We start from the raw sequence: 22,927 nt of genomic DNA on the forward strand, positions 1-22,927 counted from the left end.
CACTCGACACCTGCATGGACACGCCCGTCATCGAACTGGTCGCCCCCGACACGCCGGAATTGCTCGACGCCACGCGCGCCATCATGCGCGAATACGCCGACAGCCTGGGCATCGACCTCTGCTTCCAGGACTTCGAGAACGAACTCGCCCGCCTGCCCGGCGACTACGCCCCACCGACCGGCCACCTGCTGCTCGCGCTGGTCGACGGTGCCGTCGCCGGCTGCGGCGCGATCCGCGGGCTGCCCGACGCCGACTACGCGAACGCCTGCGAGATGAAGCGCCTGTTCGTGCGGCCGGCATTCCGCCGCTTCGGGCTCGGCCGCGTGCTCGCGCAGGCGCTGATCGACGAGGCGCGCCGTGCCGGCTATTCGTCGATGCTGCTGGACACGCTGGACGACATGGAAACCGCGCGCGGCCTGTACGCATCGCTCGGCTTCGAGGAAATCCCGCCGTACTACTACAACCCGATTCCCGGCGCGCACTACCTGAAGGTGGCGCTCGACTGGCAGACCTCGACCTACTAGCGACGACCAAGGAGACCACGATGAATGCCTTTCGCCAGCTGCTCGGCTCGTCCGGTGCGCACCCCCCGATCGGCACGTGGATCTCGTCGGGCAGCCCGATCGTCGCCGAGGCGATGGGCTGTGCCGGCTTCGACTGGGGCGTGCTCGACATGGAGCATTCGCCGCTCGACCTGATGGACCTGGTGCACCTGCTGCAGGCGGTGTCGTCGACCAAGATGCTGCCGGTGGTGCGCGTGCCATGGAACGACGCGGTGGTGGTCAAGCGCGTGCTCGATGCCGGCGCGGCCACGCTGCTGTTTCCTTTCGTGCAGGACGCCGACGAAGCGCGCCGCGCGATCGCCGCGACCCGCTACCCGCCCGACGGCGTGCGCGGCATGGCCGGCATCAACCGCGGCTCGCGCTTCGGCACCATCGCCAACCACGCGACCACCGCCAACCAGCACATCGGCGCGATCATCCAGCTCGAGACGCCGGCCGCCATCAAGCAGCTCGAGGCGATCGCCGCGGTGCCGGGGGTCGATGCGATCTTCCTCGGCCCGGCCGACCTGTCGGCGACGATGGGCCATGTCGGCCAGCCGATGCACCCGGCGGTGCTCGACCTGATGTCGCAAGGCGTGCAGCGCTGCAAGGCGATCGGCAAGCCGGTCGGCACCGTCGGCGGCACGCCCGAGGTGGTGGCGCAGTACCGCGCCGCCGGCTTCGATTTCGTCGCGATCGCGTCCGACCTCGGGCTGATGATGCGCGGCGCGCAGGCGTCGCTGGCCGCGCTGCGCACGCGCGACACCGAGCATGTGCACACGCTCGCGAGCGGCACGCGGGCCGAGGCCGCGTACTGAAATACCGTGAAGACGCGGGTTCGCCATCCCCAGAAAGAAGCGGAGCACCCTGCCGGTTTCGTTGCGGTACCGGCGTAGCATTGCCGCCATCCCGGGCGCCATGGGGCGCCCTGTGTTCCACCCTTGCCGGGAAGGCCAATGACTGGATCGTCGAACAACAGCTTTGAATTGCACGCCGGCGCGCTGCGCCTGGCCGTCCGCCCGGACCTGGGCGGCACCATCGCCGGTCTTTGGCATCGCGACCAACCCATCCTCAGGTCCACCGAACCGGGCGACCTGACGTCCCCGCGGCTGGGCGGCAGCTACCCGATGGTGCCGTACTCGAACCGCCTCGGCTACCGCCGCTTCCGCTGGAAGGGCAAGGACTACACCACCGCGCCGAACTTCGACGACAGCCCGCATTCGTTGCACGGCGTGGCCTGGCAGCGCGCCTGGGAGGTGCTGTCGACCAGCGCCACCGAGCTGGTGCTCGGCTACACCCACGTGCCCGATGCGCACTGGCCGTTCCCGTTCGACGTGAAGCAGTACTTCACGCTGACGCCGTCGCAATGCGGCGTGCAGCTGGTGCTGACCAACACGCACGATGCGCCGCAACCGGCCGGCGTCGGTTGGCACCCGTACTTCCACCGCCGCGAGCGCAGCCGGCTGCACATCGACCTGTCCGACCGCTGGGATTCCGACGCCACGCAGCTGCCGGTGCGCAAGCACCCGCAGCCGGGCATCGACGGCGACGTGTCGCACCTCGGCTTCGACAACTGCTTCGAAGGCTGGACCGGCCCGGCGCGCATCCGCGACGAGAAGTTCTCGATGCAGGTGACCTCGTCGTTGCCCTACCTCGTCGTCTACACGCCGGCCGAGAAGCCGTACTACTGCGTCGAGCCGGTCAGCCACGTCAGCAACGCGATCCACATGGCCGACCCGGCGGCGCACGGGCTGCGCACGCTGCAGCCGGGCGAGAGCCTGGACGCGTGGATGAAGATCGACGTGTCCCCGGTCTGAGATGCGCAACCTGATCCCTGACGCGCACGAGCCGCTGCCCGTGGCCGCCTCGGTGCTCGGCGAATCGCCGCTGTGGCACCCGGTGGAGCAGGCGCTCTACTGGTGCGACATCGCCGGCTTCGCGCTGAACCGGTTCGACCCGGCGAGTGGGCAGCATTCGCACTGGACCTTCGCGACCGAGGTCGCGAGCTGCGCCGCGATGCGCGACGGCGGCATGCTGCTGGCGATGCGCGACGGGCTGTGGCGCTTCGACACGCTCACCGGCGAGCGCACGCCGCTCGCCGCCGCGCCCTACGACCCGGCGCTCGAGCGCTTCAACGACGGCAAGTGCGATCCGCAGGGCCGTTTCTGGGTCGGCACGATCTACGAGCCGCGCAAGCCGGCGCTGGCGGCGCTGTACTGCTTCAGCGGCGGCACGCTGCAGCGCATCGCCGACGACGTGACGGTGTCGAACGGCCTCGCGTGGAGCCCGGACGGCCGCACGATGTACTGGAGCGACACCACCTCGCACACCGTGTTCGCGATGGACTTCGACGGCGCGAGCGGCAGGCCCGGTCCGCGCCGTGTCTTCGCGCGCTTCCCGCTGAAGCAGCCGGAGCAGGACCTCGCGACGTATGGCGGAAGGCCCGACGGTGCGGCGGTCGACAGCGAAGGCGCGTACTGGTCGGCGATGTTCGAGGGCCAGCGGCTGCTGCGCCTGTCGCCCGCGGGCGAGGTGCTCGATGAGCTGAAGCTGCCGGTGCGCTGCGCGACGATGCCGTGCTTCGGCGGCCCCGACCTGAAGACGCTGTACGTGACGACCTCGCGCGAGAAGCGCCCGGCCGACGAACTGGCGCAGCAGCCGATGGCGGGCCGCGTGCTGGCGTTCAGGGTCGAGGTGCCGGGGTTGCCCGCGACCTTGTTCGGCTGATCCGATGCCCGCATGCCCGGCCTCTGTGTCGGGGTGTGTCAGGGACTGCGGGTCTTTGCCCATATAATCCCGAGGCTTTGCTGCTGACGACTGTCTTCTCCGCCATGACCGAACCCCTCGACCGTGGCGTGGCCCCAGAAGATGGCACCGACGACCAGCCTTTCAAGACCCTGACGCGAGAAGAAGCCCAGGCCTTGCGAGGACGAATTCCCCAGGTGTCGCCCTGGAGGGTGGTGGCGGTGCAGGCGGTGGCGGGTTTGCTTTGCACGGCCATCGCGGTCGTCGTGACGCAACTGATGGGACAAGGATCTGGTGCTGCCTGGTCGGCGTTGTACGGCGCGGCGGCGGTTGTTCTTCCGGCGGCATTGCTCGCCAGGGGAATGACACGAGGAACACGAAACGCGATGGCTGCGGCCGTCGGCTTCATGTTCTGGGAAATGTTGAAGATTGCAGTTGCCATCGCGATGCTGGTGATTGCAGCAAAAGTTGTGCCCAACCTCAGTTGGCCAGTGCTGCTGGTGACGATGGTGGTGTGCATGAAGGTGAACTGGCTGGCGCTGCTGTGGCGCCGCCGCTGATGGATACAGGGTTTCACGAATGACGACCGAAGGCCAAGAGCACGCCCCGAGCGCCGGTGAATACATCATTCACCACCTGCACCATCTGCAGAACAAGCACCAGGAGGGGGTCGTCGACTTCTCGGTGATCAACCTCGATTCGGTGTTCTTCACCGTCGTGCTCGGCGCACTGGGCTGCTGGCTGCTGTGGCTGGCCGCGCGCAAGGCCACCTCGGGCCGCCCGGGCCGCTTCCAGGCCGCGGTCGAGATCCTGGTCGAGATGGTCGACAGCCAGGCCAAGGGCATCGTCCACAACGCGCAGAGCCGCAAGATGGTCGCGCCGCTCGCGCTGACCGTGTTCGTGTGGATCTTCCTGCTGAATGCGATGGACATGCTGCCGGTCGACCTGCTGCCGTGGGTCAACGAGCACACCGTCGGGCTGCCGTACCTGCGCGTCGTGCCGACAGCCGACCTGTCGATCACGATGGGCCTGTCGCTCGGCGTGCTGCTGGTCTGCCTGTTCTACAACGTCAAGATCAAGGGCGCCGGCGGCTGGATTCACGAGCTGTTCTCGGCCCCGTTCGGCGACAAGTGGTTCCTGTACCCCGTCAACTTCGCGATGCAGCTGATCGAGTTCGTCGCCAAGACCGTCTCGCACGGCATGCGGCTGTTCGGCAACATGTACGCCGGCGAACTGATCTTCATGCTGATCGCGCTGATGGGTGGTGCCTTCGCCTTCACCGGCACCGGCATCGCGCTGTTCCTCGGCCACATCATCGCCGGCTCGGTGTGGACCATCTTCCACATCCTGATCATCACGCTGCAGGCCTTCGTCTTCATGATGCTGACCCTCGTCTACGTGGGCCAGGCGCACGATCACCACTGATCTTTCGCGGCAGGTCGTTCTTTCCTTTTTCGTTCGTTTTCTCTACCAAAACCTCAACAGGAGTCACCATGGAAGTCATTAGCTTTGTCGCCCTCGCCGCCGGCCTCATCATCGGTCTGGGTGCCGTCGGCGCCTGCATCGGCATCGGCATCATGGGCAGCAAGTACCTCGAGTCGGCTGCCCGCCAACCCGAACTGATGAACGAACTGCAGACCAAGATGTTCCTGCTGGCCGGCCTGATCGACGCGGCCTTCATCATCGGCACCGGTATCGCGCTGTGGTTCGCCACCGCCAACCCGTTCCTGGCCCAGATCGCCAACCTGCCGAAGTAAGCCGCGCCGGACCACCGGAGCCCCTCTCTCTTTAGTTCCAGAGGCAACAACGTGAGCATCAACGCTACGCTGATCGCGCAGTTGATCGTGTTCCTGATCCTGGTCGGGTTCACGATGAAATTCGTGTGGCCGCCCATCGTGAAGGCCCTCGACGAGCGTGCGCAGAAGATCGCCGACGGCCTGTCGGCCGCCGACAAGGCGAAAGCCGACCTGAGCGCCGCCAACCGCCGCGTCGAAGAGCAGCTGTCTGCCGCTCGCAACGAAACCGCGCAGCGCCTGGCCGATGCCGAGCGCCTGGCCCAGGCGATGGTCGAAGAGGCCAAGACCCGCGCCAGCGAAGAGGGCGCGAAGATCGTCGCTGCCGCCAAGGCCGAAGCCGCGCAGGAATCGGTGAAGGCCCGCGAGGCGCTGCGCGAGCAGGTCGCCGCCCTGGCCGTCAAGGGTGCCGAGCAGATCCTCCGCAAGGAAGTCAACGCCGGCGTCCACGCCGACCTGTTGAACCGCCTGAAGACGGAACTCTGACCATGGCCGAGCTCGCTACCATCGCCCGCCCGTACGCGGAAGCGCTGTTCCAGGTCGCCGGCAAAGGTGACCTGAAGCAGGCCTCCGAGCAGCTCGACGCGATCGCGGCCGTTGCCGCGAACGCGCAGATGCGCCAGTACGCCGACAACCCGAAGGCGACCGTCGACCAGGTGTTCGACGTGATCACCTCGGTCGTCAAGTCGCCGCTGTCCGACGCCACGCGCAACCTGCTGCGCGCGATCATCGAGAACGGCCGCCTGGCCGCGCTGCCCGAAGTGGCGGAGCAGTTCCATGCGCTGGTCAGCGAACGCTCGGGCGTGTCGGAAGCCACCGTCTACAGCGCGTTCCCGATCGACGCGGCGCAGCTGACGGCCGTGGTCGCGTCGCTCGAGAAGCGCTTCGGTCGCAAGCTGACGGCCAGCGTGCAGGTCGAGCCCGAACTGATCGGCGGCATCCGCGTGGTGGTCGGCGACGAGGTGCTCGACACCTCGGTCAAGGCCCGTCTCGAACAAATGAAGGTGGCGCTCACGGCGTGACGACCCGCAAGGGTTGTCCGCCGCAGGCGACAGCATTCCAACCTGCAGGCCAGCGTGCCGCGGACCGGAGAAAGCAATGCAACTGAATCCCGCAGAAATTTCCGAACTGATCAAGTCCCGCATCGAGGGGCTGGCCGGTTCGACCGACATTCGCAACCAGGGCACCGTGGTGTCGGTGACCGACGGCATCTGCCGCATCCACGGCCTGTCGGACGTGATGCAGGGCGAAATGCTGGAGTTCCCCGGTAACACCTTCGGCCTGGCGCTGAACCTCGAGCGCGACTCCGTCGGCGCGGTGATTCTGGGTGAGTACGAGCACATCTCCGAAGGCGACACGGTCAAGTGCACCGGCCGCATTCTCGAAGTGCCGGTCGGTCCCGAACTGGTCGGCCGCGTCGTCAACGCGCTGGGCCAGCCGATCGACGGCAAGGGCCCGATCAACGCGAAGCTGTCGGCCCCGATCGAGAAGATCGCCCCGGGCGTGATCGCCCGCAAGTCGGTCGACCAGCCGATGCAGACCGGCCTGAAGTCCATCGACTCGATGGTGCCGGTCGGCCGCGGCCAGCGCGAACTGATCATCGGCGACCGCCAGACCGGCAAGACCGCCGTCGCGATCGACGCGATCATCAACCAGAAGGGTCAGAACATGACCTGCATCTACGTTGCGATCGGCCAGAAGGCGTCGTCGATCAAGAACGTGGTGCGCGCACTGGAAGCCAACGGCGCGATGGACTACACCATCGTCGTCGCCGCGTCGGCTGCCGAATCGGCCGCGATGCAGTACGTGTCGGCCTACTCCGGCTGCACGATGGGCGAGTACTTCCGCGACCGCGGGCAAGACGCGCTGATCGTCTATGACGACCTGTCGAAGCAGGCCGTGGCCTACCGCCAGGTCTCGCTGCTGCTGCGCCGCCCGCCGGGCCGCGAAGCCTACCCGGGCGACGTGTTCTACCTGCACAGCCGCCTGCTGGAGCGCGCCGCGCGCGTGAACGCCGACTACGTCGAAGCCTTCACCAAGGGTGAAGTCAAGGGCAAGACCGGCTCGCTGACCGCGCTGCCGATCATCGAGACGCAAGCCGGCGACGTGTCCGCGTTCGTGCCGACCAACGTGATCTCGATCACCGACGGCCAGATCTTCCTGGAAACCTCGCTGTTCAACGCCGGCATCCGCCCCGCGATCAACGCCGGCATCTCGGTGTCGCGCGTCGGTTCTTCGGCGCAGACCAAGATCATCAAGGGCCAGTCCGGCGGCATCCGTACCGACCTGGCGCAGTACCGCGAACTGGCGGCCTTCGCGCAGTTCGCCTCCGACCTCGATGACGCGACCCGCAAGCAGCTCGACCGCGGCGCGCGCGTGACCGAACTGCTGAAGCAGGCGCAGTACTCGCCGCTGTCGATCAGCCTGATGGGCGCGACGCTGTTCGCCGTGAACAAGGGCTTCATGGACGACGTGGACGTCAAGAAGGTCCTGGCCTTCGAATCCGGCCTGCACCAGTTCCTGAAGACCAGCCACGCCGCGCTGCTGAAGGGCATCGAGGACTCGAAGGCGCTGAGCAAGGAAGCCGAGCCGGAGTTGTCCGCCGCGATTGCCGCGTTCAAGAAGAGCTTCGCCTGAAGAACCCCTGTCGCCCCCGGGCGACACGCAAAACCAAAGGAGTTCGCTGATGGCAGCAGGCAAGGAAATACGCGGCAAGATCAAATCGGTGGAGAACACCAAGAAGATCACCAAGGCCATGGAGATGGTTGCCGCCTCCAAGATGCGCAAGGCGCAGGACCGCATGCGCCATGCGCGTCCGTACGCCGAGAAGATCCGCAACCTGGCGGCCAACCTGTCGACGGCCACGCCCGAGTACAAGCACCCGTTCATGGTCGCCAACGACGGCGCCAAGACGGTCGGCTTCATCGTCGTGTCCACCGACAAGGGCCTGTGCGGCGGCCTGAACACCAACGTGCTGCGCGCCGTCACCGGCAAGCTGCGCGAGCTGGAAGCGCAGGGCCTGGGTGCCGAGGCGGTGGCCATCGGCAACAAGGGCCTGGGCTTCCTGAACCGCGTCGGCGCGAAGGTGGTGTCGCAGGCCACGCAGCTGGGCGACAAGCCGCACCTCGACAAGCTGATCGGCCCGGTGAAGGTGCTGTTCGACGCGTACGCCGAGGGCAAGCTGAAGCAGGTGTTCCTGTGCTACACGCGTTTCATCAACACGATGAAGCAGGAACCGGTGGTGTTGCAGCTGCTGCCGCTCGCGGCCGACAGCATGGTGGTCGACAAGGGCACCCACGGCTGGGATTACCTGTACGAGCCCGATGCGCCGACGGTGATCAACGAGCTGCTGGTGCGCTACACCGAAGCCCTGGTCTACCAGGCGGTGGCCGAGAACATGGCGTCCGAGCAGTCGGCGCGCATGGTGGCGATGAAGTCGGCGACCGACAACGCCGGCAGCGTCATCGGCGAGCTGAAGCTGGTCTACAACAAGACCCGCCAGGCGGCGATCACCAAAGAACTGTCCGAGATCGTTGCCGGTGCGGCAGCGGTCTGACCCAGAAGATTTGATTCAAAGGAAAGAACATGGCTTCGGTTTCTGCAGAAGGCAAGATCGTTCAGTGCATCGGCGCGGTGGTCGACGTGGAATTCCCGCGCAACGCCATGCCCAAGATCTATGACGCGCTGAAGATGGAAGGCTCGGCCCTGACGCTCGAAGTGCAGCAGCAGCTGGGCGACGGCGTGGTGCGCACGATTGCGCTGGGTTCGTCCGACGGCCTGCGCCGCGGCCTGACGGTGAAGAACACCGCCAAGCCGATCACCGTGCCGGTGGGGCGTGCGACGCTCGGCCGCATCATGGACGTGCTGGGTTCGCCGATCGACGAACGCGGCCCGGTCGGCCAGGAACTGACCGCCTCGATCCACCGCAAGCCGCCGGCCTATGACGAGCTGAGCCCGTCGCAGGACCTGCTCGAAACCGGCATCAAGGTGATCGATCTGGTGTGCCCGTTCGCCAAGGGCGGCAAGGTCGGCCTGTTCGGTGGCGCCGGCGTCGGCAAGACCGTCAACATGATGGAGCTGATCAACAACATCGCGAAGGCTCACTCGGGCCTGTCGGTGTTCGCCGGTGTCGGCGAGCGCACCCGCGAGGGCAACGACTTCTATCACGAGATGGCCGACTCCGGCGTCGTGAACCTGGAGAACCTGCCCGAGTCGAAGGTCGCGATGGTCTACGGCCAGATGAACGAGCCGCCGGGCAACCGCCTGCGCGTCGCGCTGACCGGCCTGACGATCGCCGAGTCGTTCCGCGATGAAGGCAAGGACGTGCTGTTCTTCGTCGACAACATCTACCGCTACACGCTGGCCGGTACCGAAGTGTCGGCACTGCTGGGCCGCATGCCGTCGGCCGTGGGCTACCAGCCGACGCTGGCCGAGGAAATGGGCCGCCTGCAAGAGCGCATCACGTCGACCAAGGTCGGCTCGATCACGTCGATCCAGGCCGTGTACGTCCCTGCGGACGACCTGACCGACCCGTCGCCGGCGACCACCTTCGCCCACCTGGACTCCACCGTGGTGCTGTCGCGTGACATCGCTTCGCTGGGCATCTACCCGGCCGTGGACCCGCTCGACTCGACCAGCCGCCAGCTCGACCCGAACGTGGTCGGCGAAGAGCACTACGGCGTCGCCCGTGCGGTGCAAGGCACGCTGCAGCGCTACAAGGAACTGCGCGACATCATCGCGATCCTGGGCATGGACGAACTGGCCCCCGAAGACAAGCTGGCCGTGGCCCGCGCGCGCAAGATCCAGCGCTTCCTGAGCCAGCCGTTCCACGTGGCCGAGGTCTTCACCGGCTCGCCGGGCAAGTACGTGCCGCTGAAGGAAACGATCCGCGGCTTCAAGATGATCGTCAACGGCGAGTGCGACAGCCTGCCGGAGCAAGCGTTCTACATGGTCGGCACGATCGACGAAGCGATCGCCAAGGCGAAGACGATTCAGTAATCTGAAGGACACACCATGGCAACCCTGCATGTCGACGTCGTCTCTGCCGAGGAAGCCATCTTCTCCGGCGAAGCGAAGTTCGTGGCGCTGCCGGGCGAGAACGGCGAGCTGGGCATCCTGCCCCGCCACACGCCGCTGATCACCCGCATCCGGCCGGGCGCGGTGCGCATCCAGCGCGCCGACACCGGCGAGGAAGAGTTCGTGTTCGTGGCCGGCGGCATTCTCGAAGTGCAGCCGGGCCGGGTCACCGTGCTGGCCGACACCGCGATCCGCGGCAAGGACCTGGACGAGGCCAAGGCCGCCGAAGCGAAGAAGATCGCCGAAGAGGCCGTCAAGAACGCGAAGAGCGACCTCGACCTGGCGAAGGCGCAGAACGAACTGGTGGCGCTGGCCGCCCAGATCGCGGCGCTGCGCAAGTACCGCAAGAAGTAGACCCACCCCCGAAGGCGCGGGAGCGCCTTCCCCCTCGAGGGGGCGCCGCCAGTGGCCCGGCAAAGCCGGTTCCACGGCGTCCGCTGGGTCAGGGCTTCGCGGGTGCAGCAGGTGCCGTGAATGGCTTGACCGTGCCGCAATCGCTGCCCAGCCAGCTCGCCGTCATCGTCATCTGCGACGTGCGGGCCTGCCCTTTCATCGTCATCGTCGTCGAGGTCTTCACGGTGTAGCTCTCGGGGCTCGCGAAGGTGACCTCGCCATCGGTCTCCGACGGCATCGGCTCGGTGCAGCTCGAATGCCATTTCCAGACGCTGCCGCTGCGCGAGCCGACATCGGTCTTGCAGCGGGTCTGCGCCTCTTGCCAGCGGCCCTGGTCGAGCGATTCCTTCGTGTGGCAGATCTTGAGTCCGCCGGTCGGGCCGCCGCGCGCCTTCATCGCCGCCTCCATGCGGGCGCGCGCTTCGGGCGGCATGTCCTTCAGGCGCTGCGCCATGTCGGGCATCGGCTGGCCGTTGACGAGGCGCTCGCTCTTCACCTCCCACAGGCCCGGCTTGATCGGCGGCGCGTTCTGCGCCTGCACGGCCATGCCATGGCTCGACAACAGCAGGCCCAGTGACGCGAGGCGAAGGCGGAAGCGGCGCATGGCGGTCTCCTGACGCGGTAGGTGCGCGGATGATGGCACGCAGCCTGCGCCCGACCAAGTGGCCCGATACTGCGGCGATGTCGCTGATCGATGAAGCCCTGCGCGCCGGCCACGCGCCCGCACCGCGCAACCCCACCGCGCTGCAACGCGTGCTGGTGGCCGGCGGTGCCGGCCCGCTCGGCTCGGCCTTGCTCGAAAGCCTGCTGTCGGTGCGGGCGTTCGCGCCGGTCAGCGTGCTCGTCACGCAGCCGACGCGCGCCGCGTTGCATGGCCTGCGCGCAGTGCTGTGGCCCGACGGCACGCCGCTGCCGCCGGGCGACGAGCAGGTCGGCGTGATCGTGTTCGACCGCGAGCGCCATGCCAACGGCCGCGAGCTGGCCTTCTACCGGCCCGAACCGGCCGAGCTGCCTGCCATCGCGGCGCAATGGCAGGCGCGCGGCGTGCGCCACCTGCTCGTGGTGATGCCGCACACGATGGCGAGCCTGCCGGATGCGCTGAAGCGCGGGCTGGCCAACCTGGACGAGCACGCGGTCGCGGCACTCGGCTTCGAGCACCTGGTGTTCATGCGCACCGCGCAGGCCGGTGCGAACGAGCGCGTCAGCCATCCGGCGCAGCGCCTGGCTCACTGGATGCTGTCGCAACTGCAGATGATGGTGCCGCAGCGCGACCGGCCGGTGCGCGCGCAGAAGGTCGCGCAGTTCGCGGCGCAGGTGGCAGCCCGGCTCGCGCAGAGCCCGCCCGGCACACGCGTCGTGCCGCCGGAAACGGTGTGGGAGGCCGCGCAGGTCGACGACATCGCCGGTCTCGCGCAGCGCTGGCTCAACGGGCCAGAGCCAGCGCCAATGCCTGCTGTATCGGAGCGGGCGGCGCGGCCGTAGCATCCTCTGGCACCGCACGCGTGGCGTTGCCACCGCGCGCCGGCGGCTTCGGCGTGCGCGGCACCGGCCGCATCTGCGACAGCACCCAGCGTACGCGCGCCGCATTGACCTCGCCGCGCGCATCGAAGCGCGCCAGCTCCAGGTCGGGGTTGTGCAGCAGGCTGGCCAGCCACGCGGCCTCGGCCGGCGTCAGCTTGTCGACGCGCTTGTGCAGCAGCTGCGCCGCGGCCGCATGCGCACCGCAGCGGCCCTGGCCCCAGGGCACCAGCGACAGGTAGAGGTGCATCACGCGCGCCTTGCCGAGCGTGCGGTCCAGCTCGACGGCATACAGCAGCTCGCGCAGCTTGCGCGCATGGCCGCGGGCGCCGCCGGTGTAGACCAGCCGCGCGAGCTGCTGCGACAAGGTGCTGGCGCCGCGCTGCGGTTCGAACGACAGCGCGTGGCCGATCTCGTCGAGGTCGTAGCCGGTGTGCTCGTGAAAGCGCTGGTCCTCGGCGGCGATCACCGCGCGCGGCAGCCAGGTGCCGAAGCCGCCGGCCGGCACCGCGCCGTCGGTGTTGCAGTTCGGCGCGGCATTCAGCAGCGCTTCGGTGCCCAGCCCCGCGACGCGAAAGCCGTCGAGCCGCGGGCGGAACTCCAGCGTGCGCTCGGGCAGCCGCAGCCGCAGGTCGAAGCGCATCAGCCCGTCGACCTGCGCATGCGGCAGTTCGGGAATGGTCGATGCGAACAGCGCGAACGCATCGGCGATCGGCGTCACGTCGCCTTGCACATTCAACTCGAGCCGCTGCGGCGTCAGCACCGCGCGCCAGCGGCCGCGCACCGCATGCGCCGGCTCGCCGAGCGCGAAGTCGCCCTGCAGGTTCATGTCGGCGTCGCGCGCCAGCGTGACCACCAGGCGCGTCAGCCGCACCGCATCGCCCGGCAGGCCGATGCCGCGCAGCGCGCACGGTGCGCAGGTGGCCCGCCAGGCATCGGGACCGTCCGGCGCGATCGCGACGCGGCCGAAGGGCGTGCGCACCGTGCGGCCTTCGAGCACCCGCAGCATTACCGGGTGCGTCGCGAGCCGGATCACCGCCGGCATGCTGATCGCGCGCTGCCACGGGCCGATGTGCAGCGTCTGCGCCCACTCGCCGTCGACCGGCCGCAGCAGGCGCAGCATCGCCCACCCGCCCACCAGCAGTGCGAGCAGCAACGCCGCCAGCACGCCGGTGATCCACAACGCCAACTTCGTTCGCCAACTCGTCACGCGCCAAGCTTTCACAATGCCCTCGCTGTCGTGATGGCCTGCCACGGGCCGGTGCTCTGCCCAAGCTGTGCTGCCCAGAACCAGCTGGACGCATCGGTGAAGGCCGCGCCGTCGGCCCCGACGATCCGTTCGCACACGCGGGTGCGCTGGCCGTTGCGCTCGGCCACGAAGCAACGCCACAGCCGCTGCGCGTCGTCGCGCTCCAGCCGGGCCTGCTCGATGCGGTAGCCGAGCCCGCGGTAGCAATCGGCGGCCGGGTGCAGCATGCGGGTCGGCGTGCGCACCTCGCGCATCACCAGCACCTGCGCACCGTCGGTGAGCCGCGCGATGCGGCCGGGGAACTGCGCTGCAAAGCGCTGCTCGACGGCGCTCAGCGCGAGCGGGCGAAGCGCGCGGCCCTCCCATTCGATCGGCCACTCGAAGGCGGCATCGGTCGCCGCGACACCCGTGCGGTCGCGCGGCGTGCCGAGCACCGGCAGCAGCGCACAGGCCAGCAGCAGGGCCGCGAAGCCCAGCTTGTGCCGCAGGCCGTCGCGGTCATTGCGGCGCAGCATCATCCACCTCCCGCATCAGCACCGTCACCGCGGTGCAGACCATCGCCAGCACCGCGAGACCGATGCCCTGGTGCCAGGCCTCGGCCAGCGGTCCGCGCGACTCCAGCGCCACCAGCACGGTGTTGCGCAGCACGTTGCCGCACAGCACCAGCGCGCCGACCGCCGGCAGCCGCCGCATGAAACTGCGTTCGCGCAGCCCGCCCAGCAAGGCCATCGTGCAGGCGCAGAAGTACGCCATCCAGACCATCTGCACGCCGGAGCACGGCGCATCGACGATCACCAGCTGTCCGTCCACCCGCATCGCGGTGCCGCTGCGCTCGGCCGCGCGGCCGGCGAGCTGCAGCAGCCAGGTGCTGCATTGGGCCGTCACCAGCCGCAGCGGGAAGCCGGCGTAGAACTGCAGCGACGAGATGACCGGCAGCGACAGCACGGCCAAGCCCGCGAGCGGCAGCGTGGCCTGGCCCGACGGCGCGATGGCGCGCCAGCCGCAGGCCAGCGCCAGCGCGGCCAGCCCTGCGCCGGCGAGCGGTGGTGCCACCGCCTGCGACACGGTGGCCAGCAACGTCAGCGCGCCGGCCGCGATCCACCAGCCCGGCCGCGGGTTGCCGCGCAGTCCGTGCGCCTGCCAGACGACCCAGCCGAGCAGCACCGCCACCGCGGCCAGCCCGAGCGGATCGTCCGAGCCATCGGCCAGCCGACCCGCCGCCCAGCGCCAGTGCGGCCACAGCGCCACCGCCTGCAGCCCGAGCCAGGCGAGCGGCGGCATCGCTTCGAAGCGCTCCAGCCAGCGGCCGGTGGCGGAGGTGGACAACACGGTTCCCATGGTGGTGCCTCATGCCTTTCACGCGACGGCTGCCGCGCGGCGGCGCTGCAGCGCGACGCCGGCCACGCCGAACACCACCAGCAGCGCCAGCCAGGCCGCCGGCTCCGGCGTGCTCGGCACCTCGGCGCCGAGCGCGGTCTCGGCCACGCCCTGCGGCAACGGCAGCGGCTGGTCGACGGTCGGCGCGAGCGACGGGTTCGGGTTGCGCACCACCTCGTCGACCGCGATGAAGCTGGTGTACTGCGTCAGCAGGCTGTACTTCAGGCCGAGCGCGGTGATGGCTTCCTTCTCGGCGTTGCCGCCGACCAGCGACTCCTGGTCGCTGAGTGCCGCGATGCGCTGGCGGGCCCACAGGTGGCGCAGCGCCGACGAGGTCTGGTCCTCATGGCCGGCCACCATCAGCTCCTCGCGCCACGGGCCGTCGGCCGCACGGCCATCGAGCACCAGCCGGCCTGCGGCCGGCACGCCCGGCTGCGAGCGCCACTTGCCCTGCAGCAGCACCGGGCGGCCGCCCAGCACGTCGGGCAGCGCGGCCGGTTCGACGTCGTAGACGTCCAGCCCGTCGAAGCGCGCCTTCAGCTGCGTCAGCACCGGCGAGTCGATCATGCGGCGCAGGCGCTCGGCCTGCGCGGCGGCCTCGGCCGGCTTCGTGACGACGAAGGCCTCGCCCTGGCCGGCACGCGCCAGCCCTTCGATCAGCGCGCGGTTGACGCTGCTGCCGATGCCGAACGCGAACACGTTGAACTCGTTCAGGTGGCGGCGCACCAGCTGGAACAACTCGGACTCGACCGTCACGTAGCCGTCGGTCACGACGATCACGCTGCGCGACAGGTCCGCGGGCTTCGGCAGTTCGGCCACGCGGCGCAGCGCCGGCACGATCTCGGTGCCGCCGCCGCCGCTGGTCTGCGTCAGGGCCTGCAGCGCGCGCTCGATGTTGGCGCGGGTGGCCGGCACCGAGGTCGGCGACAGCATGCGGCTGCTGCCGGAGAACAGCATCACGTTGAAGGTGTCGCTCGGGCGCAGGCCGCCGATCAGGTTCTGCATCAGCACCTTCGCGGTGTCCAGCGGGTAGCCGTGCATCGAGCCGGAGATGTCGACCACGAAGATGTAGTCGCGCGGCGTGACCTGCTGCAGCGGCACGGCCTTCGGCGGCTCGACCATCGCGAGGAAGAAGTTCTCGCCGCCGGTCAGGTCGTCGCCTCGGTACAGCATCAGGCCGGACGCGATGCGGTCGCCCGCCAGGCGGTAGCTCAGGATGAAGTCGCGGTTGTTGGCAGCCTTCGCGGCGGCAAGGCTCACGCTCGCATGCGCGGTGTCAGCCCCCTGCACGCGGATCTCGTGCGATGACGAGACGATGTCCTTCACCGCGATCGGCGCGTCGACCCGCAGCTTCAGGTCGAACGCGGTGTTCGATTCGACGCCGCCGCGCAGGTAGGGCGTGGCGGCCCAGGTCGGCCGGCCGGCCGCATCGGCCACGGACGGGCTGCCGTAGCGCGGCCCGACGACCGTCGGGAACACGAAGCCGTACTGCGCGTCGGTCGGCACCAGCAGTTCGGTGTAGCGCAGCTCCACCGCCACGTCGTCGCCCGGCAGGATGTTGGCGACGTTCATCTCGAACACATTGGGCCGGTGCTGTTCCAGCAGTGCGCTGGTCTTGCCCTCGCGCTTCGCGTTGTCGTACTCGATGCGCGCCTGCTGCTTCTCGCGGATGCGGGCGGTCAGCAGCCGGTTGCCCAGGCGCACGTTCATCGCGTAGATCGCGGCCTGCGTCGAGCCGGGGAACACGTAGCGGGCCTCGATCGGCCGCTGGCCTTCGTTGCGGTAGTGCTGCGTGACGGTCACGTCGGCGATCACGCCGCTGATGCGCACGTCGACCGCGGTCGACTTCAGCGGCAACCGGTCGGTGCCGGGATCGGCGTTGTCGATGAAGAAGTACGGGCTCTCGCCCTTGCGGGCCTCGGAGTCGTCGGCACGGGCCGGCGACCACGCGAGCGTGAGGATGGCCGCGAACAGCGACAGCGCAATGCACAGCATCACGCGGCCGACGCTGGTGAGGGGGCGAAGCGGGTGGAACGGAACGCGGCGCAGCGGGGACATGGTTTTCTCCTGGGGCGCGCCGCTCGGTGGGCGCGTGGCCGCAAGGATCGAGCGTCGATGCGAAGCGGCTTCGAAGTCGCCACCGTGTTGTGTGAAGCGCACGTGAAGCCTGTTCCGACCCGAGCCGCCGCGAAAGGCAAGCCGCTGGCGATAGAGTCGGGCATGTTCCGCATCCGCCTGTCGCTCGCATTGGCCGCCCTGGTCGCCCTGGTCTGCCTCCAGGCGGTGGCCGTCCGCTGGGGGGCGACCCGGGTGCATGCGTATGCGCAGCACAGCCGGCTCGCGAGCGACATCCTGTCCGAGTTGCTCGCGCTGTCGGCCAACAAGCAGCGGTTGCGCGTCTGGGCGTCGCAGCAGCTGATGGGCGCCGACGCCTCGCTCGAGGCGCGGGACCGGCTGCTGGCCCAGATGCAGGCCAGCGCGGCCGACCTGAAGAAGCTGGCGGCGCGCGACCTCGAGGCCCGGCGCGAACTTGCGGCCGACGATGGCGTGCCGGTGCCGCCCGAGGTGGCGCAGCTGGTGACCGTCACCGAGCTGCTGGACGACAACATCGTGGCCGTCCGTGCACGGCTGTTGCAGCTGGCGCCGCTCGATCGCGGCAGCGAGTTCAGCACCGTCTGGCGCGAACTCAACCAGGTGTTCGACACCGCCCGCGGCCGCGACCTGCGCGAACTGGTCAACGGCGCGATCGAGCGCCAGCGCAGCGTGGTGCCGACCGCGCGCGCCGCCACCGAACGCGGCCTGGACCTGCTGCGGCTGCAGAGCGGCGCCATGGTGCTGGTCACGCTGGTCGCGGCAGTCGGGCTGGCGGTGCACCTGGGCCGGCGCCTGCAGCGGCCGCTCGACCGCCTGCTCGCGGGCATCCAGGCGCTGCAATCCGGCGACCTGGGTCACCGCGTGGCGATCGGTTCGGGCGACGAGTTCGACCGCCTGGCCGGGCATTTCAACGCGATGGCCGCCGAGCTGCAGCAGCACCGCAGCGAGGCCGACGCGGCGCGGCAGCGCCTGGAAGATGCGGTGCAGGCACGCACGCGCGAACTGAGCACGGCGCACGAGGCGCTGCAGCACATCGACGCGCGCCGCCGCCAACTCTTCGCCGACCTGGGCCACGAGCTGCGCACGCCGGCCACCGCCATCCGGGGCGAGGCGGAGATCGCGCTGCGCGGCGCCGACAAGGCGCCTGCCGACTACAAGCAGACGCTGTCGCGCATCGTCGGCGGCGTGACGCAGCTGGCCGGCGTCATCGACGACCTGCTGCTGATCGCGCGGGCCGAGGCGGAGCAGCTCGCGATGCGCTTCGATGCGGTCGACCTGCCGGCGCTGCTCGGCGACGCGGCGGAACAGGCCGAAGCGCTCGGTGCGCAGCACGGGGTCAGCGTGCACCTCGACGAGCCGGCGCAGGAAGCCGCCCGCAACGCCACCGTGCACGCCGACGCCGACCGCCTGCGACAGGCCGTGGTGATCGCGCTCGACAATGCGGTCCGCTACTCGCGGCGCGGCGGCACGGTGCGCCTGGGCTGGCAGCTGCGCGACGACCGCATCGAGGTCCTGGTGAAGGACGACGGCATCGGCATCGATGCCGAGGAATTGCCGCTCGTCTTCGAGCGCTTCGTGCGCGGCCGCCGGGCGCGCTCGCACCGGCCCGACGGCACCGGCATCGGTTTATCGATCGCGCAGGCCATCGTGCGGGCGCATCGCGGCGAGATCCGCCTGGACAGCCGCGTCGACGAGGGCACCACCGTGTGCATCGAGCTGCCATGCCGATGAACCTGCTGGTGGTCGAGGACGACGTCCGCGTCGCCGATTTCCTGATGCGCGGCCTGAAGGCCGAAGGCTATGCCGTGCAGCTCGCCCGCACCGGGCCGCAGGGGCTCGAACTGACGCGCAGCACCGCGCCGTCGCTGCTGATCCTGGACCTGATGCTGCCCGGGCTGAGTGGCCTGGAGCTGTGCCAGACGCTGCGTGCCGAGGGGTGCCACGTGCCGATGCTGATGCTCACCGCGATGAGCAAGCTCGAGGACAAGGTGAACGGCCTGCGCCTCGGTGCGGACGACTACCTGACCAAGCCGTTCGCGTTCGAGGAACTGCTGGCGCGCATCGAGGCGCTGCTGCGGCGTGGCCGCGAGCAGCGCCCGCGCGCCAGCAGCCTGCAGGTGGCCGACCTGGTGCTGGACCTCGAACGCATGCAGGCGAGCCGGGCCGGCAGGCCGATCGCGCTGACGGCGCGGGAACTTGCGTTCCTCGAACTGCTGATGAGCGCGCCGGGGCGCGTGTACAGCCGCGAACGCATCCTCTCGAACGTCTGGGGCACGAACGAGGATCCGCTGACCAACGTGGTCGACGTCTACGTGCGCCGCCTGCGCGCCAAGGTGGACGAGGGCCATGCGCTGGCGCTGATCAAGACGGTGCGCGGGCTGGGCTACCGGCTCGACGCGCAGCCCGGCTGACGGCGCGCCGCCGTTCATCCGGCGTTCATTTCGGCGTCAGCGGCCGTTCATCGCGGCGCACGGGTCCCGTTCATGGGTCGCTCGAACAATGGCCTCCATGCATCGCGACGCGGTGCAGCGCCGCCGAGGCGGTGTCATCCAACCAGACGAGGACCCTTCATGAACCTGCTGAGAGCAGCTCTCCTTCCCGCGATCGGATTCAGCCTGTCGACCGCTGCCCTGGCGCAGACGCCGTCCACCCAGGCCTGCCAGCCCACCGACGACAAGCAGGTCGCGGCCCTGTTCGACCGCTGGAACGATTCGCTGCGCACGCTCGATCCGGACAAGGTCGTCGCGAACTATGCGAGCGACGGCGTGCTGCTGCCCACCGTGTCGGACACGCCGCGCACGAACCCGGCCGAGATCCGCGACTACTTCGTCAAGTTCCTGAAGAACTCGCCGCAGGGCAGGATCGACCGCCGCATCATCAAGATCGGCTGCAACGTCGTGCAGGACGTCGGCACCTACACCTTCACGCTGAAGGGCGGCAAGCAGGTGCATGCCCGCTACACCTACGTCTACGAATGGCAGAACGGCAGCTGGCTGATTGCGCACCACCACTCGTCGGCGATGCCGGAGGGCGGCGCGGGCAAGTGACGGCGGCGCCTGACGGCTGCCCGTCAGGCGCCAAGCGGCAGCGACAGTGTCGCGATGGCCCCGCCGGCTACCGCGTTCTTCAGCGTGATGCGCCCTTCGTGCAGTTCGGCGATCTCGCTGACGAACGAGAGCCCGAGCCCGGTGCTCTTCTTGCGCGAATGCGGCCGCGCGAGCGAATAGAACTTCTCGAACACCTTCGATTCGGCGTAGTCGGGAATGCCGGGCCCGCTGTCCTGCACGCGCAGGTCCACGCTGCGCCGGTTGATCTGCAGCGACAGCCGCACCGTGCCGCCCTCGGGCGAGAAATCGAGCGCGTTGTCGAGCAGGTTCGACAGCGCGCGCTGCAGCAGGAAGGCATCGCCGTCGACGCTCGCGTCGGGCCCGTCCTCGACCACGATCGTCAGCTTTCGCGTGGCCGCGGCCGCCTGGGCGCTCGCGGCGATCTCGTTGACCAGCGGCCGCAGCGCGACCGGCGCGCGCCGCTCCAGGCTGCGCCGCGACTCCAGTGCGGTCAGCTCCATCATCCGGTCGACCAGCTCCTGAATGCGGTGCGTCTCGCGCGCGATGTTGGCGACGAAGCGCGCCCGGTCGGCATCGGGCATCGGCTCCTGCAGCAGCTCGGCCGCGCCGCGGATCGCCGACAGCGGGCTCTTGACCTCGTGCGTCAGCGTCTGCACGTAGTCGGCCACGTAGTTGCGGCCGGCCAAGGCGTCGCGCATCTCGTCGTAGGCGGCGCCGATCGCGCCGAGCGCGCGCCGGCCGAGCCGCGGCAGGCTGAAGCTGCGCTGCGAGCGCACATAGCGCACGTAGTCGGCGATCAGCCCGAACGGCCGCACCAGCCACACCGAGACGATCACCACCAGCAGCAGCACCGCGACCACCGAGGTCATGCCGACCAGCAGCGTCTTGCGCCGCGCCGCATCGACGAACTGCCCGAAGCTCTGCACCGGCTTGCCGACGCTGACCGCGCCGATGATCTCGTTGCGCGCACGCACCGGCGCGGCCACGTACATCACCGCGGTGCGGTTGTCGTTGTCGATGTCGGGCGTGGTGCGCGCGCCGTACTCGCCCTGCAGCGCGCGCCAGACGTCGTGCCACTGCGCGTAGTCCTCGCCGAGGTGGCGCTGCGTCGAGTCGTAGACCACCTTGCCGGCGCGGTCGGTGACGATCAGCCGCAGCTCGACCCGCGTCTTCTCGAAGCCGAAGATGTCGGCCTTGAAGCGGCGCGCATACAGCGACTCGAACACCGGCGCGAGCGTCTGCGCGCGCAGCGTGCCGTCCGTCGACGAGGCTTCGAGCGTCGCGGCGATCAGGTGCGCGGTCTCGACCAGCGACTCCTCGGCCGACTCGCGGTAGCGCGGGTCGATGTCGCCGAGCAGGCGGTACATCAGCACGCCGACGCCGAACGCGTAGGCGAGCAGGATGCCGACGAAGATCCGCGTTCGCTTCGAGATGTCAGCTCTCCGGCTTCGTGGCCGGCAGGTCCTCGGCCAGCGCGTAGCCGGTGCCGCGGTGCGTCTTGATCGGCTCCAGCCCCGGCGCGACCAGCTTCATCTTCGCGCGCAGCGTCTTCACGTGCGCGTCGACCGTGCGGTCCAGGCTTTCGGTGGCGTCGTCCCACACGCGCTCGAGCAGCGTGTCGCGCGAGAACACATGGCCCGGCCGCGAGACCAGCGTCTTCAGCAGGCCGTATTCGTAGCGCGACAGCTCCAGCAGCTGGCCGTAGAAGCGGATCTGCCGCCGGCCGTCGTCGATCGCGATCGGCAGCACCGGCCCGGCCGCAGCGATCGGTGCCGGCGCCGGCTTCGTTGCACGCCTCAGCACCGTGCGAACGCGCGCCACCAGCTCGCGCGGCGAGAACGGCTTCGCGACGTAGTCGTCAGCGCCCAGCTCCAGCCCGACCACGCGGTCGATCTCGTCGCTGCGCGCGGTCAGGAACACCACCGGCACGTCGGCGAGCGCGCGGATGCGCTTGAACACCTCGAAGCCGTTGGTGTCGGGCAGGCCGACGTCGAGGATCACCAAGGCAGGCGGCTGCGCCTGCACCTGCGCGACGGCCTCTTCGCCGGTGGCCACCCAGGCCGGCTCGAAGCCGTCGGTGCGCAGCGCGTACTGCAGCGTGTCGGCGATGCCGGGTTCGTCTTCGACGATCAGGATGCGCGGCTTCATTCGGTCGGCAGGAAGCCTTCGATCGACAGGTAGCGCTCGCCGGTGTCGTAGTTGAAACCGAGCACCGTCGCGCCGGCCGCCAGCTCGGGCAGCTTCTGCGCGATCGCGGCCAGCGTCGCGCCCGACGAGATGCCGACCAGCAGCCCTTCTTCGCGCGCGGCGCGGCGCGCCATCTCCTTCGCGGCATCGGGCTCGACCTGGATCACGCCGTCGAGCAGGTCGACGTGCAGGTTCTTCGGGATGAAGCCGGCGCCGATGCCCTGGATCGGGTGCGGCCCGGGCTTGCCGCCGCTGATCACCGGCGACAGCGTCGGCTCGACCGCGAACACCTTCAGCTTCGGCCAGCGCGCCTTCAGCACCTTCGCGCAGCCGGTGATGTGGCCGCCGGTGCCGACGCCGGTGACCAACGCGTCGATGCCGCTCGGGAAATCGGCGGCGATCTCCTCGGCGGTGGTGCGCACGTGGATGTCGATGTTGGCCGGGTTGTCGAACTGCTGCGGCATCCAGGCGCCGGGCGTTTCGGCCACCAGCTCGTTGGCGCGCGCGATCGAGCCGTTCATGCCCTTCTCGCGCGGCGTCAGCACGAAGGTCGCGCCGTAGGCGAGCATCAGGCGGCGGCGCTCGACGCTCATGCTCTCGGGCATCACCAGCACCAGCTTGTAGCCCTTCACCGCGGCGACCATCGCGAGGCCGACGCCGGTGTTACCCGAGGTCGGCTCGATGATCGTGCTGCCGGGCTTCAGCTTGCCGCTCGCCTCGGCCGCCTCGACCATCGCGAGCGCGATGCGGTCCTTGATGGAGCCGCCGGGGTTCGAGCGCTCGCTCTTCACATAGACCTGGTGCGTGCCGCCGAACAGGCGGTTGATGCGGATGTGCGGCGTGTTGCCGATGGTCTGCAGAACGTTCGATGCGAGCATGAAAACC

25 protein-coding genes are annotated in these 22,927 nt (G+C 69.3%); 17 read left to right on the forward strand and 8 right to left on the reverse strand.

Going from position 1 to position 22,927, the window contains the following annotated elements; all coding sequences use genetic code 11:
- Window positions 1-14: 14 nt before the first annotated feature.
- From ASC98_RS02260 to ASC98_RS02320, 13 genes are all read left to right on the forward strand, one after another.
- Window positions 15-524 carry a GNAT family N-acetyltransferase gene (locus tag ASC98_RS02260; protein WP_056803855.1) on the forward strand — a complete coding sequence of 170 codons (510 nt, stop codon included), beginning with the start codon at window positions 15-17 and terminating at the stop codon, window positions 522-524.
- 20 nt (window positions 525-544) lie between these two features.
- Entirely contained in the window at window positions 545-1,360 is an 816-nt protein-coding gene (locus tag ASC98_RS02265) for an HpcH/HpaI aldolase/citrate lyase family protein (protein ID WP_056803859.1), read from the forward strand.
- 138 nt (window positions 1,361-1,498) lie between these two features.
- Window positions 1,499-2,359, forward strand: coding sequence for an aldose 1-epimerase (locus tag ASC98_RS02270; RefSeq protein WP_056803862.1), 861 nt, complete (start codon window positions 1,499-1,501; stop codon window positions 2,357-2,359).
- A gap of 1 nt (window position 2,360) precedes the next feature.
- On the forward strand, window positions 2,361-3,269 hold the full coding sequence (locus ASC98_RS02275; RefSeq protein WP_056803865.1) for an SMP-30/gluconolactonase/LRE family protein: 909 nt from the start codon (window positions 2,361-2,363) through the stop codon (window positions 3,267-3,269).
- A gap of 104 nt (window positions 3,270-3,373) precedes the next feature.
- Window positions 3,374-3,847 carry an ATP synthase subunit I gene (locus ASC98_RS02280; protein ID WP_056804771.1) on the forward strand — a complete coding sequence of 158 codons (474 nt, stop codon included), beginning with the start codon at window positions 3,374-3,376 and terminating at the stop codon, window positions 3,845-3,847.
- 19 nt (window positions 3,848-3,866) lie between these two features.
- Window positions 3,867-4,712: a F0F1 ATP synthase subunit A gene (gene atpB, locus ASC98_RS02285; RefSeq protein WP_056803868.1), complete on the forward strand. Its 846-nt coding sequence runs from the start codon at window positions 3,867-3,869 to the stop codon at window positions 4,710-4,712.
- A gap of 68 nt (window positions 4,713-4,780) precedes the next feature.
- Window positions 4,781-5,044, forward strand: coding sequence for a F0F1 ATP synthase subunit C (gene atpE, locus ASC98_RS02290; RefSeq protein ID WP_047487532.1), 264 nt, complete (start codon window positions 4,781-4,783; stop codon window positions 5,042-5,044).
- A 51-nt stretch (window positions 5,045-5,095) separates the two neighbouring features.
- Entirely contained in the window at window positions 5,096-5,566 is a 471-nt protein-coding gene (locus ASC98_RS02295) for a F0F1 ATP synthase subunit B (RefSeq protein ID WP_056803871.1), read from the forward strand.
- Window positions 5,567-5,568: 2 nt separating this feature from the next.
- Window positions 5,569-6,102: a F0F1 ATP synthase subunit delta gene (locus ASC98_RS02300; RefSeq protein WP_056803873.1), complete on the forward strand. Its 534-nt coding sequence runs from the start codon at window positions 5,569-5,571 to the stop codon at window positions 6,100-6,102.
- 76 nt (window positions 6,103-6,178) lie between these two features.
- On the forward strand, window positions 6,179-7,717 hold the full coding sequence (gene atpA / locus ASC98_RS02305; RefSeq protein WP_056803876.1) for a F0F1 ATP synthase subunit alpha: 1,539 nt from the start codon (window positions 6,179-6,181) through the stop codon (window positions 7,715-7,717).
- A 49-nt stretch (window positions 7,718-7,766) separates the two neighbouring features.
- A complete protein-coding gene (gene atpG / locus ASC98_RS02310) occupies window positions 7,767-8,636 on the forward strand; it encodes a F0F1 ATP synthase subunit gamma (RefSeq protein ID WP_056803879.1) in 870 nt (289 codons plus the stop codon).
- A gap of 29 nt (window positions 8,637-8,665) precedes the next feature.
- Complete coding sequence (gene atpD, locus ASC98_RS02315; protein ID WP_056803883.1) at window positions 8,666-10,078, forward strand: F0F1 ATP synthase subunit beta; 1,413 nt, start codon at window positions 8,666-8,668, stop codon at window positions 10,076-10,078.
- 15 nt (window positions 10,079-10,093) lie between these two features.
- Window positions 10,094-10,510, forward strand: a complete 417-nt coding sequence (locus ASC98_RS02320) for a F0F1 ATP synthase subunit epsilon (protein WP_056803885.1) — start codon at window positions 10,094-10,096, stop codon at window positions 10,508-10,510.
- Window positions 10,511-10,598: 88 nt separating this feature from the next.
- Here the strand turns inward: ASC98_RS02320 and ASC98_RS02325 are convergent, their stop codons facing one another.
- Window positions 10,599-11,153 (reverse strand): DUF3617 domain-containing protein, encoded by a 555-nt coding sequence (locus tag ASC98_RS02325; protein WP_056803888.1) that lies wholly within the window; start codon window positions 11,151-11,153, stop codon window positions 10,599-10,601.
- Window positions 11,154-11,182: 29 nt separating this feature from the next.
- Here ASC98_RS02325 and ASC98_RS02330 point away from each other — a divergent pair, with 29 nt between their 5' ends.
- A complete protein-coding gene (locus ASC98_RS02330) occupies window positions 11,183-12,031 on the forward strand; it encodes a hypothetical protein (protein ID WP_056803891.1) in 849 nt (282 codons plus the stop codon).
- On the opposite strand, the gene ASC98_RS02335 is transcribed toward ASC98_RS02330, so the two are convergent.
- Genes ASC98_RS02335 through ASC98_RS02350 form a run of 4 tightly spaced genes read right to left on the reverse strand, consistent with a single transcriptional unit; the run spans window position 11,973 to window position 16,751 of the window.
- Window positions 11,973-13,277, reverse strand: a complete 1,305-nt coding sequence (locus ASC98_RS02335; protein ID WP_157597856.1) for a biosynthetic peptidoglycan transglycosylase — start codon at window positions 13,275-13,277, stop codon at window positions 11,973-11,975. The two genes, ASC98_RS02330 and ASC98_RS02335, sit on opposite strands and share 59 nt — an antisense overlap.
- A gap of 11 nt (window positions 13,278-13,288) precedes the next feature.
- Window positions 13,289-13,831 carry a hypothetical protein gene (locus ASC98_RS02340; RefSeq protein ID WP_056804774.1) on the reverse strand — a complete coding sequence of 181 codons (543 nt, stop codon included), beginning with the start codon at window positions 13,829-13,831 and terminating at the stop codon, window positions 13,289-13,291.
- Window positions 13,815-14,645 (reverse strand): exosortase Q, encoded by an 831-nt coding sequence (xrtQ, locus tag ASC98_RS02345; RefSeq protein ID WP_369820812.1) that lies wholly within the window; start codon window positions 14,643-14,645, stop codon window positions 13,815-13,817. The genes ASC98_RS02340 and xrtQ overlap by 17 nt, the downstream gene beginning before the upstream one ends.
- Window positions 14,646-14,672: 27 nt before the next feature.
- Window positions 14,673-16,751 carry a VIT and VWA domain-containing protein gene (locus ASC98_RS02350; RefSeq protein ID WP_235581142.1) on the reverse strand — a complete coding sequence of 693 codons (2,079 nt, stop codon included), beginning with the start codon at window positions 16,749-16,751 and terminating at the stop codon, window positions 14,673-14,675.
- 162 nt (window positions 16,752-16,913) lie between these two features.
- On the opposite strand from ASC98_RS02350, the gene ASC98_RS02355 reads away from it, so the two are divergent.
- The 3 genes from ASC98_RS02355 (at window position 16,914) to ASC98_RS02365 (ending at window position 19,834) form a co-directional block, all read left to right on the forward strand.
- Complete coding sequence (locus tag ASC98_RS02355; protein ID WP_056804776.1) at window positions 16,914-18,518, forward strand: cell wall metabolism sensor histidine kinase WalK; 1,605 nt, start codon at window positions 16,914-16,916, stop codon at window positions 18,516-18,518.
- Window positions 18,515-19,198, forward strand: a complete 684-nt coding sequence (locus ASC98_RS02360; RefSeq protein ID WP_200953000.1) for a response regulator transcription factor — start codon at window positions 18,515-18,517, stop codon at window positions 19,196-19,198. Before ASC98_RS02355 ends, ASC98_RS02360 begins: the two co-directional genes overlap by 4 nt.
- A 159-nt stretch (window positions 19,199-19,357) precedes the next feature.
- Entirely contained in the window at window positions 19,358-19,834 is a 477-nt protein-coding gene (locus tag ASC98_RS02365) for an SgcJ/EcaC family oxidoreductase (RefSeq protein ID WP_056803904.1), read from the forward strand.
- 23 nt (window positions 19,835-19,857) lie between these two features.
- Here the strand turns inward: ASC98_RS02365 and creC are convergent, their stop codons facing one another.
- The 3 genes from creC to cysK are packed head-to-tail and all read right to left on the reverse strand — an operon-like array spanning window position 19,858 to window position 22,920.
- Window positions 19,858-21,288, reverse strand: coding sequence for a two-component system sensor histidine kinase CreC (gene creC / locus ASC98_RS02370; RefSeq protein WP_056803907.1), 1,431 nt, complete (start codon window positions 21,286-21,288; stop codon window positions 19,858-19,860).
- 1 nt (window position 21,289) lies between these two features.
- A complete protein-coding gene (gene creB / locus ASC98_RS02375; RefSeq protein ID WP_056803910.1) occupies window positions 21,290-22,003 on the reverse strand; it encodes a two-component system response regulator CreB in 714 nt (237 codons plus the stop codon).
- A complete protein-coding gene (cysK, locus tag ASC98_RS02380; protein ID WP_056803913.1) occupies window positions 22,000-22,920 on the reverse strand; it encodes a cysteine synthase A in 921 nt (306 codons plus the stop codon). The genes creB and cysK overlap by 4 nt, the downstream gene beginning before the upstream one ends.
- Window positions 22,921-22,927: the final 7 nt, after the last annotated feature.

The sequence above is a fragment of the Rhizobacter sp. Root1238 genome, assembly GCF_001425825.1.
In the GTDB taxonomy this organism is placed as follows: domain Bacteria; phylum Pseudomonadota; class Gammaproteobacteria; order Burkholderiales; family Burkholderiaceae_C; genus Rhizobacter.